Consider the following 16,999-nt stretch of genomic DNA (forward strand, 5'->3'; position numbering starts at 1 on the left):
TAAGTTCTCTAGCGCCGATGGTAGTTGGGACTTTGTCCCTGTGAGAGTAGGACGTTGCCAGACTTTATATTATCGCGGGGTGGAGCAGTCTGGTAGCTCGTCGGGCTCATAACCCGAAGGTCGCAGGTTCAAATCCTGTCCCCGCAACCAAATGGTCCCGTGGTGTAGCGGTTAACATGCCTGCCTGTCACGCAGGAGATCGCGGGTTCGATTCCCGTCGGGACCGCCATGTAAACGAAACAAAAAGTTTCGTCTTTTTTTTTATATTAAAATTATGATCCTTAGGACTGTTCCTAGGGACTTTTTTGTATGTATATGCTGGATATGAGCAAAGAACTGCGTATACAATAGAGGTATAAATTGATTTAGAGAGAGCAAAGTGAGGATTTGAAAAATGAAACCATTAGAAGAGTTTGTCATTCAATCTGCTTCTATTGAAGATACACAAAAGCTAGCGAACCGTCTGGCTTCGTTGTTAGCTAAAGGTGATGTTTTGTTACTAGAAGGAGATTTAGGAGCTGGTAAGACGACCTTTACCAAAGCCTTAGCAAAAGGCCTTGAAATTAAAAGAAACGTAAACAGCCCTACATTTACTATTATTAAAGAATATAAAGATGGACGATTGCCCCTGTATCACATGGATGTGTATCGTTTAGGAGAAGAGTTTGAAGATCTAGGCTTTGATGAGTATTTTGATGGTGATGGCGTTACCGTTGTTGAGTGGGCTCACTTAATTGAAGAGCAGCTACCGGAGGAATTTGTCCAGATTAATATTTACCATGATACGCCTAAAACACGTAAGCTTGTTTGTAAAGCCAAGGGCGCAAGATATATTGACCTATGTAAGGAGCTTTTTAATTATGAAAACATTAGCAATTGATACGTCAAACTTTGTAATGGGCGTCGCATTGGTTGAAGAGAATAAAGTAATTGGAGAAGTAATTACAAATTTAAAAAAGAATCATTCCATTCGCTTGATGAGAGCGATTGAATCATTGCTAGCAGATTGCGATACTTTACCAAAAGAATTAGATAAAATTGTAGTAGCGGAAGGGCCTGGTTCTTATACGGGTGTACGCATTGGGGTAACCGTCGCTAAAACACTTGCGTGGACGCTTAACATTCCTTTAGTTGGAGTATCGAGCCTTGAAGTGCTAGCTGCTAACGGCCGTTATTTTAATGGGCTTATCTCTCCGTTATTTGATGCACGTAGACAACAAATTTTCACGGGCTTATACCGTTTTAATAATGGAGAGGACCTACGTAAAGAAGAGAAAGACCAGCTTATTATTAATGAACAATGGGCTGAGAAATTGAAAGAATACAAAGAACCTATTTTATTTATTGGAAATGATGTTGAAGCGCATAAGGAAGTACTAACTAGCGTCTTAGGAGAACAAGCACTCTTTGCATCTGTTTTACAATACAATCCTCGTCCAAGTGAGTTAGCATTTTTAGGTATGAAAAAGGAATCAACACCAGTCCATGCTTTTGTGCCTAATTATATTAGGCTAGCCGAGGCAGAAGCAAACTGGCTAAAAGCACAAGAAGCGAAACATGAGTGAGAAAATGACTACGACAGTAAAGTTTCGTTTAATGAAGGTTGAAGATATTGATCAAGTTGTTGAAATTGAAAAACAGGCGTTTGCGACACCTTGGAGCAAAGAGGCCTTTTATAATGAATTAACTGCCAATCAATTCTCTACCTACCTTGTGATGGAAATAGATGAACAAATTATTGGATATTGTGGGACTTGGATTGTAATTGATGAAGCGCATATTACTAATATTGCTATACTTCCTAAGTATAGAGGAAAAAGATTGGGATATGCTTTGCTTAAAGCTGCGATGGATGTTGTGAAACAGCTAGGCGCACTTTCAATGACGCTAGAAGTAAGAACGTCAAATCATATTGCACAGTCATTGTACAAAAAGCTAGGCTTTGAGGCTGGCGGCATACGAAAAAATTATTATTCTGATAACAATGAAGATGCATTAGTTATGTGGGTGAAATTATGAAAAAAGAAAATGAAGTAATATTAGCAATAGAAACAAGTTGTGACGAAACGGCTGTTGCCATTATTCGAGGTGGCACAGAAATTATTGCAAACGTAGTAGCCTCTCAAATTGAAAGCCATAAACGATTTGGAGGAGTTGTACCTGAGATTGCTTCTAGGCATCATGTTGAACAAATTACAATAGTTGTAGAAGAAGCTCTAAATCAATCTAGTATGACATTTGATGATATTGATGCAGTCGCGGTAACAGAAGGACCGGGTTTAGTTGGAGCATTATTAATTGGTGTCAATGCAGCAAAGGCATTAGCTTTTGCTCATCAAAAACCCTTAATTCCTGTACATCATATTGCAGGACATATTTATGCAAATCAACTCATTACGCCATTGAAATTTCCATTACTAGCATTAGTTGTTTCCGGTGGACATACAGAGCTTGTTTACATGAAAGAGCACGGCCATTTTGAAGTGATTGGTGAAACAAGAGATGATGCAGCCGGTGAAGCATATGATAAAGTGGCACGTACGCTACAGCTACCATATCCAGGCGGTCCTCATATTGATCGTCTAGCTCAAGAAGGTGAACCGTTAATTGACTTACCCCGTGCTTGGTTAGAAGATGGATCATACGATTTTAGTTTCAGTGGTTTGAAATCAGCAGTTATCAACACTGTGCATAACGCAAAACAAAAAGGTGAAAATATTAATCCACAAACATTAGCAGCTAGTTTTCAAGCTAGCGTAGTTGATGTTTTGGTAACAAAAACGGAAAAAGCTGTTCAAGAATACAAAGTAAATCAACTGCTCTTAGCGGGTGGAGTAGCTGCGAATAAAGGGTTGCGAGAGGCTCTACAGCAACGATTTGAAAAGTATGATGATGTAGAGTTAGTGATTCCACCACTATCTTTATGTACGGATAACGCTGCTATGATTGGAGCAGCAGCCAGCATTTTATATCGTAAAGATAGACGAGCAACGATGTCATTAAATGCGAATCCTGGGTTAGTGTTAGAATAGAGAATTGTGGATAATGTAGTGGTTATCCACAATTTTCAATCAATTTAGAATTAACTGTGGATAATGCATGTAATAAAGCCCATCACCAAAAGGTGTATGGGCTTCTTTTGTGTATAACTGTTAGCTTTCCTCAATAATTAGCTGAAGTTCTTCCCACTCTTCCATTAATGTGGATAACTCTTGTTGAAAAGTTTGGTTCTCACTGTTTAAACGCTGAGATTCTTCATGATTTTGGTAAATTACTGGGTCGCATAAAAGCTCTTCATTTTGCTCTAATTGTGCTTCTACTTCAGCAATGCGTTCCTCGATCTCTTCAATTCTTCTTTTTCGCTGCCTTAGAAGCTTTTTTTGTTCCTTATCTTGTATATATGATGTTTTGACACTTTTCCCTACAGATAACTCTTCAGCCATGTTTGCTGCTTCAAGCTCTTTTCTTTCTTCCATTTCTGCTTTTTTCTCAACGTAGTAGTCATAGTCTCCTAAAAACTCTGTTGTGCCCTCTGCAGACAATTCGATAACCTTGTTGGTAACTCTGTTGATAAAGTAACGGTCATGGGAAACAAATAAAAGTGTACCTGGATAAGAGATTAATGCATTCTCCAATACTTGTTTACTATCTAGGTCAAGGTGGTTGGTAGGTTCATCTAGAATTAGAAAGTTTGCTTTTTGCATCATCAGTTTTGCTAAAGCGAGTCTTGCTTTTTCTCCACCGCTTAATGTGGAAACAATCTTTAAGACATCGTCACCTGAAAATAAAAAATTACCGAGCACAGTCCGAATTTCTTTTTCAGTAGTAGTAGGATAGTCGTCCCATAATTCATTGAGTACAGTTTTGTTAGACGTCAAGTTTGCTTGTTCTTGATCATAATAGCCTACTGCTACGTTAGAACCAAATTGGATTTCTCCTGAAACAAAAGGAAGTTTATTCATTAAGCCTTTTAACAGAGTGGATTTACCGATCCCGTTTGGACCTACCAAGGCAATGCTATCCTGACGAGTAGCACGAAGGTTAATGTTTTTTACAATAAACTGATTCTCTTCATATCCAATGGAGAGATTGTCAGCTTTTAGCACTTCATTTCCACTTTGCCGCTCAATGTCAAAGGAAAAGTTTGCACCTTTCTCACCATCGTTTGGCCGATCCATTAGCTCCATACGTTCTAGCTGTTTACGTCTGCTCTGAGCTCGCTTTGTTGTTGAAGCTCTAGCGATATTTCTCTGAATGAAATCATTAAGTTTTGCTACTTCATCCTGCTGTTTTTCAAATTGTTTCATTTCACGCTCGTAGCGTTCAGCTTTTTGTGTTAAATAATTTGAGTAGTTACCAGGATACTTATAAGTGGTTTTTTGACTTACTTCATAGACTTGTGTAACCACTTTATCAAGGAAGTAGCGATCATGCGATACAATTAGGATAGCACCATCGTAGTTTTGTAAAAATTGCTCTAACCAAGCCAATGTTTCAATGTCAAGGTGGTTGGTAGGTTCATCCAGAATTAATAAATCAGGTTTAGTTAATAACAGCTTAGCTAAAGCCAGTCGCGTTTTTTGGCCACCGCTTAGTGTAGAAATTGGGGTGGAATAGTCAAAGTTTGAAAAGCGAAATCCGTGTAGGATTGAACGAATATCAGCTTCATATTGGTATCCACCTAGATCTTTAAAGGAAATTTGAAGCTGGTCGTATTCCTTTAAGAGCTTTTCATAGTTGATAGAATCGTGCTGATAAGAAGGATCCCCCATTTTTTCTTCAAGCTTTCTTAGTTCTTTCTCCATTCTTTGCAAAGGCTTGAAGACGGTTAACATTTCGTCCCAAATAGATAAAGTGGATTCTAACACTGTATCTTGTCCCATGTAGTCAATCGTTGTTTCTTTTGGTTTCATAATCTCTCCACTGTCGTAGGAAAGTTCACCAGAAATAATTTTTAAAAGCGTTGATTTACCTGCTCCGTTTCGACCAACCAGTGCAATGCGGTCTTTAGATTGAACTTCAAGTTTTATATTTGATAAAATCGGGTCTGCCCCGTAATATTTCGTAATTCCATTTAACTGTAGAATAATCATCATTTCACCTCTACTCATTTCGACATAGTGTATTTTAACATATTTTTAAGACGGAAGTATGAATACGTGTATGGCATAAGCATTTCCATAAAATTATGTGTAGAATTCATTATTACCACACAGACTGTGTTAAAATAAACTATAGACTACTGTTCATGAGTGAATAGAAGATTCACTTAATGGAAGCGCTATCTAGTTTGAAAAGAGAATCTTGCTAATTTAAGCGGAGATTTGAACGATAGCCATTATATCTATCGTAATTAAGGGGGCACAAGATGAATACAGAAAACTTAAAAATACCACAAGCTACAGCAAAGCGGTTGCCGCTATACTATCGTTTTATTAAAAATCTACATGCTTCTGGTAAGCAACGTGTATCGTCAGCAGAATTAAGCGAAGCAGTGAAAGTAGACTCCGCAACAATTCGTCGCGATTTTTCCTATTTTGGAGCCTTGGGTAAAAAGGGATATGGCTATAACGTCAATTATTTACTGAGCTTTTTTCGTAAAACATTAGATCAAGATGAGGTAACCAAAGTTGCTTTAATTGGCGTTGGTAATCTAGGAACAGCCTTTTTAAACTACAATTTTATTAAAAATAACAATACAAAGATTGAATTTGCTTTTGATGTTATTGAAGACAAGGTAGGCACTCACGTTGGAGACGTACCTGTTTACCATTTAGATAAGCTTGAAGAACATATGACGGAGGATATTTCCGTTGCAATTCTAACAGTTCCAGCTACAGTGGCACAGCAAATTACGGATCGCTTAGTTAAATGTGGGATTAAAGGTATTTTAAACTTTACGCCTGCACGCTTAAATGTGCCAAGTTCGATTCGTCTACATCATATTGATTTAGCCGTAGAGCTTCAGTCATTGGTTTACTTTTTGAAAAATTATCCTGAAAATAATATATAATAGAATATATACGTAATAAAGGAGGGAAAACCATGGGATTAGGTGCAGGTAGTGTTATCTTAATTGTAATTTTTGCATTGCTAATTTTTGGACCGAAGAAACTTCCAGAGCTTGGTCGAGCTGTAGGCCATACGTTAAGGGAGTTTAAAAGCGCCACTAAAGGAATAATGGAAGATAACGAAGAAGAGGGTAAGAAGAAAGAACGAAATCAATAGAGGAATGATTGACATATGAACGAACAAGAAATGTCTGTATATGATCATATTGGTGAACTGCGAAAACGGATTTTAATCGTCGTCTTTTTCTTTTTTATTGCTACAATCGGCGGTTTCTTCTTAGCAGACCGCGTCATTATTTATCTCCAATCAGCGGACGAGGCAAGCTCGTTAACAATGAATGCATTTAAATTGACGGACCCTGTTAAGATTTATATGCAGTTTGCGTTTGTCATCGGATGTGTTGTTTCTGCTCCTATTGCACTCTATCAATTATGGGCATTTATAAGTCCAGGGTTGTATGATAAAGAGAGAAAAGTAACTCTTGGATACATTCCAATTTCAATCATCTTATTTCTTACTGGTATTTCGTTCGCTTACTTTGTTCTCTTTCCTTTTGTGGTAGAGTTTATGATTCGAATAGCAGATAAGCTAGATGTTAACCAAGTTATTGGTATTAATGAATACTTTTCATTTTTATTTCAGCTTACACTACCGTTTGGTTTATTGTTTCAGTTACCTGTTGTCATTATGTTTTTAACAAGACTGGGTATTGTAACGCCACAGTTCCTAAGCGGTATCCGGAAGTATGCTTATTTTGTGCTATTAGTCATAGCGGCTTTTATTACACCTCCAGAATTGCTATCACATCTAATGGTTACAATTCCTTTATTTATCCTTTATGAAATTAGCATTATTATTTCTCGTATCTCTTATCGTCAAATGTTAAAAAATAGGCAGGAATATGAAGAATCTGTTGAAATGCCTTCTGAATAACGAAAAAAGCCCCTTATAACAGGGGCTTTCTTTATTTCTGAGAATCATTGCTATTTGACTTTTTATATTGCTCTTGAAGCTTTTTAATCTTGCGATGCAATGAAAAGATTCGAATGGCAAAGCGAAAGTCAAAAGCAGCGACTAAGGCAAATAAGATTGTTGGTAAGGTCCATACGGTGGTATCGACGCTTAAAATAGCTAAATACGTAAAGAGGATTCCCATAATTAAGTAGATAAATCCTCTGGTTAGAGGGATGTTATTCATAAACCAAGTCCTTTAATAATAAATTGTAGCTGTTCAGCTTGCTTTTGAATTTCAATAATTTCATCAGCGAAAATTGTTTGGACTAATACAACGATCGTGTTCATTAAGACATGAGCGATAATTGGAACAATAATTAGCTTCGTTCTTGCATATAAAAACGCAAATACAAACCCCATAGCTGTGTAAATTAATAAATGTTCAAAATCCCAATGGACTGCTGCAAATATAAGCGAACTAATAAAGGCTGAAATAAAGAAATTATATTTACGATATAAAGAACCAAAGATGATTTTGCGGAAGATAATCTCTTCTAAAATTGGTCCAATAACGGATGTGACAACAATTAATAAAGGCGTAACTTTCACTAAATTCAAGATCATTTCCGTATTTTCAGAACCGGGTTCAATACCAAATAAGTTCATTTCAATCATGGCAGCTACGGATTGAGAAGCCATTGCTAAAAAGATGCCAAAGATGGACCAGAAGATAGCTGTTGGTAAGCCAGCATGTTCATGCCTCATTGACATTTCACGCTTTAACAACACAAGTACAATTATTAAAGCCAAGCTAAAGCTGGTGATTGTCCAGTAAGTCATTGCAAGCTGTCTAGCTACTCTAACAGGTTCGTCATTAAACAGTCCAAGCGATAATAATAATGGAATGCCTAAAATTCCAGAAAACTGCATGATGATATAAGTCAGTACGATATAACCATAGCGCTTTTCCAATCTTCCATACTCCTTTAAAAGGTTTTTTATGTATCATTGTCGAAGAACATGTAGGGAAGCTTTTTGATATGTTTCTTCTTGTTCGTATTGTAACATACATATTATATGAGAGATAAAAGAATGCCTTCTTTTTATGTGGGTACGAGTAGTATGAGTTGAAAAAGGATTTTTTAAAATTTTTTGTGTTTAATACTTGCAAAAAAAAGCCACTTTGTTTTAATATAATAAATGTGTTAGCACTCGATGAGGTTGAGTGCTAATAAAATGTAAAAACATATTATTTGAGGAGGTTGTTTCACTTGTTAAAGCCATTAGGTGATCGCGTAGTGATTGAACTTGTAAAATCTGAGGAAAAAACAGCAAGCGGTATCGTATTACCAGACAGCGCTAAAGAGAAACCACAAGAAGGTAAAGTTGTTGCTGTTGGTACAGGTCGAGTATTAGAAAGCGGTGAGCGTGTAGCATTAGAAGTAGCTGCAGGCGATCGTATTATCTTCTCAAAATATGCTGGTACTGAAGTGAAATACGAAGGTACTGAATACTTACTTTTACGCGAAAGCGACATTTTAGCTGTAATCGGCTAATTATTCATAACGACTTTTAATTTAATATATGTACAATAGACTATTTTTAAACAATTAGGAGGATGAGTCAAATGGCAAAAGACATTAAGTTTAGCGAAGAAGCACGCCGCTCAATGCTACGTGGTGTAGATACATTAGCAAATGCTGTAAAAGTAACGCTTGGACCAAAAGGGCGTAACGTAGTACTAGAGAAAAAATTCGGTTCTCCATTAATTACAAATGACGGTGTAACAATTGCAAAAGAAATTGAATTAGAAGATGCATTCGAAAACATGGGTGCAAAATTAGTAGCAGAAGTTGCTAGCAAAACAAACGACGTTGCTGGTGACGGTACGACAACTGCAACAGTTTTAGCACAAGCAATGATTCGTGAAGGTCTTAAAAACGTAACGGCTGGTGCAAACCCAATGGGTATCCGTAAGGGTATGGAAAAAGCAGTAGCAGTAGCGATTGAAGAGCTAAAAGCAATCTCTAAACCAATTCAAGGTAAAGATTCAATTGCGCAAGTAGCGGCTATCTCAGCGGCTGACGAAGAAGTAGGTCAATTAATCGCTGAAGCAATGGAGCGCGTTGGTAACGACGGTGTTATCACGCTTGAAGAGTCTAAAGGTTTCACAACTGAATTAGAAGTTGTAGAAGGTATGCAATTTGATCGTGGATATGCATCTCCATACATGGTAACTGATTCAGACAAAATGGAAGCTGTATTAGAAGATCCATATATCTTAATCACAGATAAGAAAATTGGTAACATTCAAGAAATCTTACCAGTATTAGAGCAAGTTGTTCAACAAGGTAAGCCACTATTAATCATTGCTGAAGATGTAGAAGGTGAAGCATTAGCAACATTAGTTGTGAACAAGCTTCGCGGTACATTCACAGCGGTAGCAGTTAAAGCTCCAGGCTTTGGTGACCGTCGTAAAGCAATGCTTCAAGACGTTGCGATTTTAACTGGTGGTGAAGTAATCACTGAAGAACTTGGTCTTGACTTAAAATCTGCAAGCATTGAGCAATTAGGTCGAGCTTCTAAAGTTGTGGTAACAAAAGAAAACACAACAGTTGTAAACGGCGCAGGCAACGCAGAAGAAATTTTAGCTCGCGTTAACCAAATCAAAGCTCAGCTTGAAGAAACAACTTCAGAGTTCGACCGCGAAAAATTACAAGAGCGCCTAGCGAAGCTTGCTGGTGGTGTTGCTGTAATTAAAGTTGGTGCAGCTACTGAAACAGAATTAAAAGAGCGTAAATTACGTATTGAAGATGCATTAAACTCTACTCGCGCTGCGGTTGAAGAAGGTATCGTAGCTGGTGGTGGTACTGCATTAGTAAATATCTACAATAAAGTTGCTGGAATCGAAGCTGAAGGCGACGTTGCAACAGGTATCAACATCGTATTACGTGCGATTGAAGAGCCTGTACGTCAAATCGCTCATAACGCAGGTCTAGAAGGATCAGTAATCGTTGAGCGTCTAAAAGGCGAAGCGGTTGGAACTGGATTCAACGCTGCAACTGGCGAATGGGTAAACATGCTTGATTCTGGTATCGTTGACCCAACAAAAGTAACGCGTTCAGCACTTCAAAACGCTTCTTCTGTAGCGGCTATGTTCTTAACAACTGAAGCAGTTGTTGCTGACAAGCCAGAAGAAAACGCAGCTCCTGCAATGCCTGACATGGGCGGCATGGGTGGAATGGGCGGCATGATGTAATTAAAGGTTTAAAACTTTATTATATCAACGTCTAAAACGATGATATGTTTTTCTTGTCTTCAGAGTTGTTTTTGTTTTATAAAATATGGCAACCCTGTGATAAAATAAAACAGCTAATTATAAAAAAGCCTCTCAACAGTTAAAAAACTGTTGAGAGGCTTTTTATTTTAGCTATAGTTCCTTTTTAACTTTAAATAATTTAAATTTTTAAAAAATGTTTACACCAAGAAATAACAATGTTAATATTTTGTTTAAGAAGTAAAAATTTTTACTTTTATTATCGATTGTTGTTATTTTTATTACAAAGGAAAGCGATCTAAAATTTTTATTTGTAAGCGTTATCAGATTGGTGGGAGAACAGAGCTGGAAATTTAAAAAATATTTAAATTCGAGGAGTGTATGCACGTGAGTTATACAGCACCGCTTTTGTCTCAGGAAATTATTATGAGAGCTAAGAAATTGAATACAACACTTATATCAGATGCCTTAGGATGTACAGGTTCAATGGATTATAGGGTTAAGCCAGTATCCTCAAATATGCATGTAGTTGGTACAGCATTAACAGTTGAAATGAGAGCAGGGGATAACTTATTTTTACACCAAGGAATATACTGCGGGGGCGAAGGGTATGTGCTTGTGGCAAATGGAAAAGGGCACGTTGAAAACGCTTATTTAGGAGAGTTAATGGCTAAAGCAGCCAAAGCAGTTGGTATCGAAGGAATTGTCATTGATGGTTTAGTCAGGGATAAAGAAATGCTGAGTGAAATAGGACTTCCCGTTTATGCAAAAGGCTTCATTCCTAATGGGCCGTTTAAAGATGGTCCTGGTGCTATTAATATACCAATATCTTGTGCTGGAGTTACGGTTCACCCAGGCGATTTAATAGTTGGTGATGATGATGGTATAGTGGTTGTTCCTCAAGAGAAAGTGGAAGATGTACTTTTGAAAGCAGAAAAAAAGCTTGAATACGAAAAAAAACGTTTACAATTGATTGATAACTATGAGGAAAGTAAAAGCCAAGAAAAAACAGATAAAACAAGTATCGCACCAGAATGGTTAGCTGAAAAAATCAAAGCATTTGAATACTAAAGGAGGCAAATGAAACATGAATTTAGGATTTATCGGATTTGGTGAAGCGGCCTTTGAATTAGCATTTGGCCTCAATGAACAAGGGATTAAAAAAATAAAGGCATATGATCCGCTTTGGAATATGACAGAATATAGTAATCTCATTCAAGATCGAGCTAAAGCAGCCAACGTTACAATATTAGAGTCACCTGAAGAAATAATGAGAAGCTCCGAAGCAGTCATTGTTGCAGTCCCTGCAGACAAGGCATATGAGGTAAGTAGACAATTAGTATCATACGTTAAGGGTAAGTGCCTTTATATTGATGTTTCAGCAGCTAAGCCCACTATTAAAAAACAAATAGCAGCAAACGTAAATAGTGTTGGCGGGGAATTTGTAGATGCCGCTATGATGGGGCCTTTACCAGTTTATAAACATAGAGTACCTATTCTAGCAAGTGGTAATGGTACCGATACTTTTATTGAAAAAATGTCCATATATGAAATGAATATTGAGAAAGTAAGCGAGCTACCTGGTGAAGCAACAGCCGCTAAATTGATAAGAAGTATTTATATGAAAGGAATCGTTGGCTTATATATTGAATTATTAGAAGCTGCTCAACATTACAATGTTGAAAATCTTGTTATCGATTCATTAAGTGAGACCATTAATGGAAAAAGCTTTGAAGAAACAATGAATCGCCTTGTGACGGGAACTGCCCTTCATGCAAATCGACGTTCTATTGAGCTTGGGGGCACAATTGATATGCTAGAATCAGCTCAGATTGATTCTAGCATATCAAAAGCAGCAAAAGCTAAAATTGAAAAGCTTGCTTTACTAAATTTCAAAGAAAAATATCAAGGGCAAAAGCCAGAACATTGGAAGCAAGTCATTGAAGCATTTAAAGTAATTACATAAAAATAAGATAATAATACGAAGCGGTATTTATAAAAGTGGTGAAAGAAGGTGTAGACATGGGGGTTGGAATTTGGGCGTTACTTGTATTTATTGGTATAATTGTGTTTTGGAATCTAGTACTTAAACGCAATATTGCAGAGGCAATGCTTGCTGGGTTTATTGCAACTGCTTTGTTCGGTGGGACGGAATTTTTCGATTTAATATGGAATGGTCTTCTCTTTGCGGGTACAAATGATGTTTTGTACGCATCTGTAGCATTTGTATTTATGGCATATGTTATTGATCATACTGCCATTATTGCTAGTCTTGTAAAAATACTGAACTCTCTATTAGGACGTCTACCTGGGGGAGCTGCATACGTTGATACAATTGCATCAGGAATCATGGGAACGCTTGCAGGTTCAAACTCAGGGAATACAGCTACTACGGGCTCTATTACTGCGCCGTGGATGGTGCAGTCCAATTTTAGTCGGGAGCGAGCTGCTACTATTGTAGCTGGTAATGGTGGCCTTGGTGCAGCATTACCACCTAGTGCATCAATGTTTATTATGCTTGGATTTGCCCCTATTGCAGCCGTCGTGTCAGAAGGGGATTTGTATGTAGCTTTATTTATTGCGGGAGTATACCAAATAATTTATCGTATATTTCTTATTATGTATTTTGTTAAGCGTGATAATATTAAAGCGGTTTCACCGGAATTTATTCAGCCGTTAAGAGAAGCGTTAAGTACAGGTTGGAAATCAACATTGATTTTTTTGGGCGCATTAATTCCAATTGTAATTACAATTGGACCTCTTGCTAAAAAACTTATGGAAAATCAAAATATCGGCAGTGATGCAATGGAAAGTATTTCATTAATCACATGGATACCAATTCTAATTATCTTCATTAGCATGATGGTTGGATGGACTAAATTACCAAAGACAGCAAAGGGTTGGAATAACTTTTTAAATAAAGCGATTCCCCGTTTTTCCACAATAGGAGCACTACTTGTTTTTGCTTATGCTTCTAGCCAAGTGTTGACTGATTTAGGTCTTGCTGAAGATTTAACAGCTGTCATGGACTCTATTGCAATTTCTAAGTGGTTAATGGTTCTGGTAATTTCCCTTCTTGTAGCTTTAGTTGCTGGTCCACTTTCATCCACAGCTACATTAACCGCTATTGGAATGGTGGCTTTTGCAGCAATGGTATCAGCTGGAGTTGATCCTTTACTTGCAGTAGTTGCAATTCTTGTTTTTGCTTCAACGGAAGGTGCATCGCCACCTGCTTCTGGATCAATATTTATTGCGGCTTCCCTCGCAGGTGCGAGTCCTGAAAAGACTTTCGTTCCTTTAATTTTATATTATGTTATTCCAATTTTATTGATTGGTTATTTCATTGCAATGGGCTTCTTGCCAGTACTAAATTAGAGGAGAGTGAAAAAATGAGGAATATCATTGCTTTTTTATTTAAAACTTGTCTTTTGCTGTTTTTAGCTGGCGGAACCTGTTTAGTCTTTGGTCAACTGGCAGGAATCCTGTTTCAAAAAGGTTATTTAATACAGAAGTCTTGGGACATATTTTCTACTCCAACCTTTATGATTAGTGCATTAGCTGGAATACTTGGCTTTATTCTCGGATATCTCCCCAATGAAAAATTAAATGAAGGACATGCTTATTCTTCAGATGAATTTGATGAAAAATTAGAGCATGTTCGTTAGGAAAAAGAAAGCAGACGAATTCTAGAGATATCGTCTGCTTTCTTTTTTAGATGAAATTTCAATTATTTCTATTTGCAGCTAACTCATTCTCTTTATAAGTAACTGTATAATTACTATTATATCTAGAATTTTTGTTGAACAAGGTAATTTTTAGTGTAGCTATTTCTATGAGAATAATATGCTTTTTTTACAAGAATGAAAAATCGTGATAATATTTTCTCAGATGAAAAAAGGTGGAAAAATTAACACATTACCCAATTGTCTGGAGAGATAATATGGAAAATCCTATTGTGAAATTACAACAAAGAATTGGTGAATTAACGGAAACACAGCGAAAAGTAGCAGACTACATTATTAAACATCCGCTTGATGTAGCTTTTTTGACCGTAGATCAATTGGCAGGAGTAGTAAAGACAAGTACAACAACGATAATGCGGTTAACATTTAACCTTGGGTATTCAGGTTACACTGAATTTCAAAAAGGGCTTCAAGAAAATCTAAGAAACCAAGCTGCTCCTCAAACAAGGCTTGAAGCAAATATAAAGGGAATTAAAGAGGCCGATTTGTGGGGGCGCTATGCAGAAAGGCAGATTAGCAATATCCAAAGTACCATTGATGTAATTTCCAACGAAGTGCTTGAGGATACACAAAAAGCAATCTTATCAGCAAATCGAATTATTTGTACAGGCGTTAGAAGCGGATTACCGGTTGCACAGTATTTGACGCATGGATTAAACAGGCTCTTTGGGAATACCAGTCTATTTATAGCCGATTTAAGTGATTGGGCAGATAGCATGGTTGGCCTGGACGAGAACGATTTAGTAATTGCGATTAGCTTTCCAAGATATGCTCGGCGGATTATTGACCTTACCCGAACGGCAAAAAACAATGGTGTAAAAATCATTTCAATTACTGACAGTTACTCGTCTCCTCTTGCTTCTCATTCTGATATAGTACTGTCATGCAATTCAAGCAGCATTGCTTTTCATAATTCAGTTGTATCATCAATGTTTGTAGCAGATTATATAATCAGCGCTTTGGCAATTAATTATCCTGAACGAACGAAAAAACGCCTTGATAAGGTGAATGCAATTCTGATGGATATGGACTATCACTCGTTGAATTAGTTTGAGGTTGATTAGGAATATGTCTTGCTTTTCTTTGATTAATATGGGCTTCTCGATAAATTAAAGGCTAAATATTAATTTAAAAAAGAGTTAACAAAATACAAGGCCTGCTCACTTGAGCAGGCCTTGTATTTTGTTACATAGCAAGATAACATTTATCGAATTCTCTGTTTACGCATCCACTGAGTTGCTACCCACTTTTCACCTTTTACAACGGGTGCACCGCCGTGAAGAGTTAAGTCGTTAAGTTCTTGATTTGTATAGAAGTATTCAAAGTATACGGCCATACCTTTTTTCGGCGTAACGGAAAACCCGAGCTTTGGAAAATAAGTGTCGCCGCCTTCTTCTACATCATTTAAATACATAACGAGCGTGCTGATTCGATTGTTCTTCGCGGCTTTGCTTGTAGGAGCGAAGTAATCATGGTGTGCTCGATATTCTTGATCTGGTAAATAGTTTAAAATTTGAAGCCCCTCAGCATGGCTAGTTGGAATGCCCATGATTTCTGAGGTGCGCATTTCGATTTTCTGCACAAGTGGATTCTCGCTTTCGTCGAAAAACATCCCGCTGCTTGTACGGATATTATTAACTTCACGTGAAGCTCCAATTTTAGAGCGCTGCATCTTATCTTTAGATAGCTGAATTAGTTCATCGCATTCTGCGTCGCTTAGCACATTGTCCAGTACGAGAATGAGCGGCTCTTCTAAACGAGCTATGATATCAATCTCTTTATCTCTTACTATAATTTTATTACCTACATGATTAAAGATTGTTTGTTCTTTTGTTACTAAAGATTCTTGATCTAAATCCATCTTTCTTCTTCTCCTCAAAAAAGACTTATTTTTCCGAAATCTAATGTAGTATGCTTGGAATCGCTTACTGATAAAAATTATATCACGGTTCTTGAGAAACTTCCTCTAAACGGTTGCAATAGAATTATGGTGAATTTCTAACTGTAGTAAAGTTAAAAATTCATTCATGTGAAAAAACAATACATATTCACATAAAACAACACAATATCACAATTTGTTAACAACCTATTAATAAATGCTTTACAAATCTTTTTTATAATTGAGCTAGAAGGAAAGGGAGAATACACTATGTCTTTATTAGCTGAGGAAAGAAAAAAAAGAATTATAGAACTTATTAATAATGAAGGTCAAGTGAAGGTGAATGAACTTGCCAAAAGGTTTCATGTATCAGCAGAAACAATTCGTCGGCACTTAGAAGAGTTGGAAAATGAAAACAAAATCAAAAAAGTTCATGGTGGAGCAGTAAGAATTGAAGAAGGCTTAAGCGAGTTATCAATGTTTAAGAGAAGAATACTTCATATAGATAAGAAGATGATAATTGGTTTAAAAGCTGCGTCACTTGTTGAGGATGGAGATGTAATTTTTATTGATGAAGGAAGTACAACATTACAGATGGCTAATTCAATAAAGGTCAAAAGTAATGTTACCGTTATTACCAACTCATTTCCATTTGCTGTCCAGTTGATGGAGCAAGAAGGTGATAAAAGTGGCTTTAAAGGAAAGGTAATCTTCCTAGGTGGATATGTAAAGGGAAATCATTTTCGTACAGCAGGTTCTCTAGCTGAAAAAATGGCAAAAGAGTTTTTTGTAGATAAAGCTTTCATATCAGTTGATGGAATTGATGAACATGCAGGAGTCACGAGCTATGATTTAGATAAATGCCTCCTTTCTAGTATCTTTATCAATAACTCTAAACAGTCTTATGTTTTAAGTGACTCTTCAAAGATTGGGCGTATAGCCACTTACAAAATTCAAGACTTAGAAGAGGTTGATTACATTATTACCGATATGACCAATGAAGGACTTGGAATAGAGGAATCGAAATGGATTAAAGCAAACTAAGTTGAAAATTTAAAAGCCGTTTACATCGTA

19 protein-coding genes and 2 tRNA genes are annotated in these 16,999 nt (G+C 36.9%); 17 read left to right on the forward strand and 4 right to left on the reverse strand.

Going from position 1 to position 16,999, the window contains the following annotated elements; genetic code table 11:
• Positions 1-73 precede the first annotated feature (73 nt).
• From V2145_RS21235 to tsaD, 6 genes are all read left to right on the forward strand, one after another.
• Positions 74-150: transfer RNA gene (locus tag V2145_RS21235), tRNA-Met, on the forward strand.
• Between the two features lie 3 nt (positions 151-153).
• Positions 154-229, forward strand: a tRNA-Asp gene (locus V2145_RS21240).
• 165 nt (positions 230-394) lie between these two features.
• Positions 395-880 carry a tRNA (adenosine(37)-N6)-threonylcarbamoyltransferase complex ATPase subunit type 1 TsaE gene (gene tsaE / locus V2145_RS21245; RefSeq protein WP_094913299.1) on the forward strand — a complete coding sequence of 162 codons (486 nt, stop codon included), beginning with the start codon at positions 395-397 and terminating at the stop codon, positions 878-880.
• On the forward strand, positions 861-1,565 hold the full coding sequence (gene tsaB / locus V2145_RS21250) for a tRNA (adenosine(37)-N6)-threonylcarbamoyltransferase complex dimerization subunit type 1 TsaB (RefSeq protein ID WP_330988249.1): 705 nt from the start codon (positions 861-863) through the stop codon (positions 1,563-1,565). Before tsaE ends, tsaB begins: the two co-directional genes overlap by 20 nt.
• Positions 1,566-1,569: 4 nt before the next feature.
• A complete protein-coding gene (gene rimI, locus V2145_RS21255; RefSeq protein ID WP_131886720.1) occupies positions 1,570-2,019 on the forward strand; it encodes a ribosomal protein S18-alanine N-acetyltransferase in 450 nt (149 codons plus the stop codon).
• Positions 2,016-3,032 carry a tRNA (adenosine(37)-N6)-threonylcarbamoyltransferase complex transferase subunit TsaD gene (tsaD, locus tag V2145_RS21260; protein ID WP_094913301.1) on the forward strand — a complete coding sequence of 339 codons (1,017 nt, stop codon included), beginning with the start codon at positions 2,016-2,018 and terminating at the stop codon, positions 3,030-3,032. Before rimI ends, tsaD begins: the two co-directional genes overlap by 4 nt.
• A 120-nt stretch (positions 3,033-3,152) precedes the next feature.
• On the opposite strand, the gene V2145_RS21265 is transcribed toward tsaD, so the two are convergent.
• A complete protein-coding gene (locus V2145_RS21265; RefSeq protein ID WP_094913302.1) occupies positions 3,153-5,093 on the reverse strand; it encodes an ABC-F family ATP-binding cassette domain-containing protein in 1,941 nt (646 codons plus the stop codon).
• Positions 5,094-5,368: 275 nt separating this feature from the next.
• On the opposite strand from V2145_RS21265, the gene V2145_RS21270 reads away from it, so the two are divergent.
• Genes V2145_RS21270 through tatC form a run of 3 tightly spaced genes read left to right on the forward strand, consistent with a single transcriptional unit; the run spans position 5,369 to position 7,005 of the window.
• Positions 5,369-6,013 carry a redox-sensing transcriptional repressor Rex gene (locus V2145_RS21270; RefSeq protein WP_094913303.1) on the forward strand — a complete coding sequence of 215 codons (645 nt, stop codon included), beginning with the start codon at positions 5,369-5,371 and terminating at the stop codon, positions 6,011-6,013.
• 32 nt (positions 6,014-6,045) lie between these two features.
• Positions 6,046-6,228, forward strand: a complete 183-nt coding sequence (locus V2145_RS21275) for a twin-arginine translocase TatA/TatE family subunit (protein WP_094913304.1) — start codon at positions 6,046-6,048, stop codon at positions 6,226-6,228.
• Between the two features lie 15 nt (positions 6,229-6,243).
• Positions 6,244-7,005 carry a twin-arginine translocase subunit TatC gene (tatC, locus tag V2145_RS21280; protein ID WP_094913305.1) on the forward strand — a complete coding sequence of 254 codons (762 nt, stop codon included), beginning with the start codon at positions 6,244-6,246 and terminating at the stop codon, positions 7,003-7,005.
• A gap of 31 nt (positions 7,006-7,036) precedes the next feature.
• Here tatC and V2145_RS21285 read toward each other — a convergent pair whose 3' ends face one another.
• Together V2145_RS21285 and V2145_RS21290 are read right to left on the reverse strand one after the other, a co-directional pair.
• A complete protein-coding gene (locus tag V2145_RS21285; protein WP_094913306.1) occupies positions 7,037-7,270 on the reverse strand; it encodes a YdiK family protein in 234 nt (77 codons plus the stop codon).
• Entirely contained in the window at positions 7,267-7,998 is a 732-nt protein-coding gene (locus V2145_RS21290) for a CPBP family intramembrane glutamic endopeptidase (protein WP_094913307.1), read from the reverse strand. Before V2145_RS21290 ends, V2145_RS21285 begins: the two co-directional genes overlap by 4 nt.
• Positions 7,999-8,297: 299 nt before the next feature.
• Between V2145_RS21290 and groES the strand changes: the two genes are divergently transcribed.
• The 7 genes from groES (at position 8,298) to V2145_RS21325 (ending at position 15,095) form a co-directional block, all read left to right on the forward strand.
• The gene (gene groES / locus V2145_RS21295; RefSeq protein WP_025909994.1) at positions 8,298-8,582 is read left to right on the forward strand and encodes a co-chaperone GroES; all 285 of its coding nucleotides are present in this window, start codon (positions 8,298-8,300) and stop codon (positions 8,580-8,582) included.
• Positions 8,583-8,653: 71 nt separating this feature from the next.
• Entirely contained in the window at positions 8,654-10,285 is a 1,632-nt protein-coding gene (groL, locus tag V2145_RS21300) for a chaperonin GroEL (RefSeq protein WP_094913308.1), read from the forward strand.
• 399 nt (positions 10,286-10,684) lie between these two features.
• A complete protein-coding gene (locus V2145_RS21305; RefSeq protein WP_442956803.1) occupies positions 10,685-11,374 on the forward strand; it encodes an RraA family protein in 690 nt (229 codons plus the stop codon).
• A gap of 16 nt (positions 11,375-11,390) precedes the next feature.
• Complete coding sequence (locus tag V2145_RS21310; RefSeq protein WP_131886723.1) at positions 11,391-12,269, forward strand: DUF1932 domain-containing protein; 879 nt, start codon at positions 11,391-11,393, stop codon at positions 12,267-12,269.
• A gap of 56 nt (positions 12,270-12,325) precedes the next feature.
• Positions 12,326-13,678, forward strand: a complete 1,353-nt coding sequence (locus tag V2145_RS21315; RefSeq protein WP_094913310.1) for a TRAP transporter large permease subunit — start codon at positions 12,326-12,328, stop codon at positions 13,676-13,678.
• A gap of 14 nt (positions 13,679-13,692) precedes the next feature.
• On the forward strand, positions 13,693-13,968 hold the full coding sequence (locus V2145_RS21320) for a hypothetical protein (RefSeq protein ID WP_179289306.1): 276 nt from the start codon (positions 13,693-13,695) through the stop codon (positions 13,966-13,968).
• Between the two features lie 275 nt (positions 13,969-14,243).
• A complete protein-coding gene (locus V2145_RS21325) occupies positions 14,244-15,095 on the forward strand; it encodes a MurR/RpiR family transcriptional regulator (protein WP_131886724.1) in 852 nt (283 codons plus the stop codon).
• Positions 15,096-15,250: 155 nt separating this feature from the next.
• Here V2145_RS21325 and V2145_RS21330 read toward each other — a convergent pair whose 3' ends face one another.
• Entirely contained in the window at positions 15,251-15,907 is a 657-nt protein-coding gene (locus tag V2145_RS21330) for a 2OG-Fe(II) oxygenase (protein ID WP_131886725.1), read from the reverse strand.
• A 288-nt stretch (positions 15,908-16,195) separates the two neighbouring features.
• Between V2145_RS21330 and V2145_RS21335 the strand changes: the two genes are divergently transcribed.
• The gene (locus V2145_RS21335) at positions 16,196-16,969 is read left to right on the forward strand and encodes a DeoR/GlpR family DNA-binding transcription regulator (protein ID WP_131886726.1); all 774 of its coding nucleotides are present in this window, start codon (positions 16,196-16,198) and stop codon (positions 16,967-16,969) included.
• Positions 16,970-16,999 lie beyond the last annotated feature (30 nt).

This window comes from Priestia sp. GS2 (assembly GCF_036409025.1).
Taxonomy (GTDB): Bacteria; Bacillota; Bacilli; order Bacillales; family Bacillaceae_H; genus Priestia; species Priestia aryabhattai_A.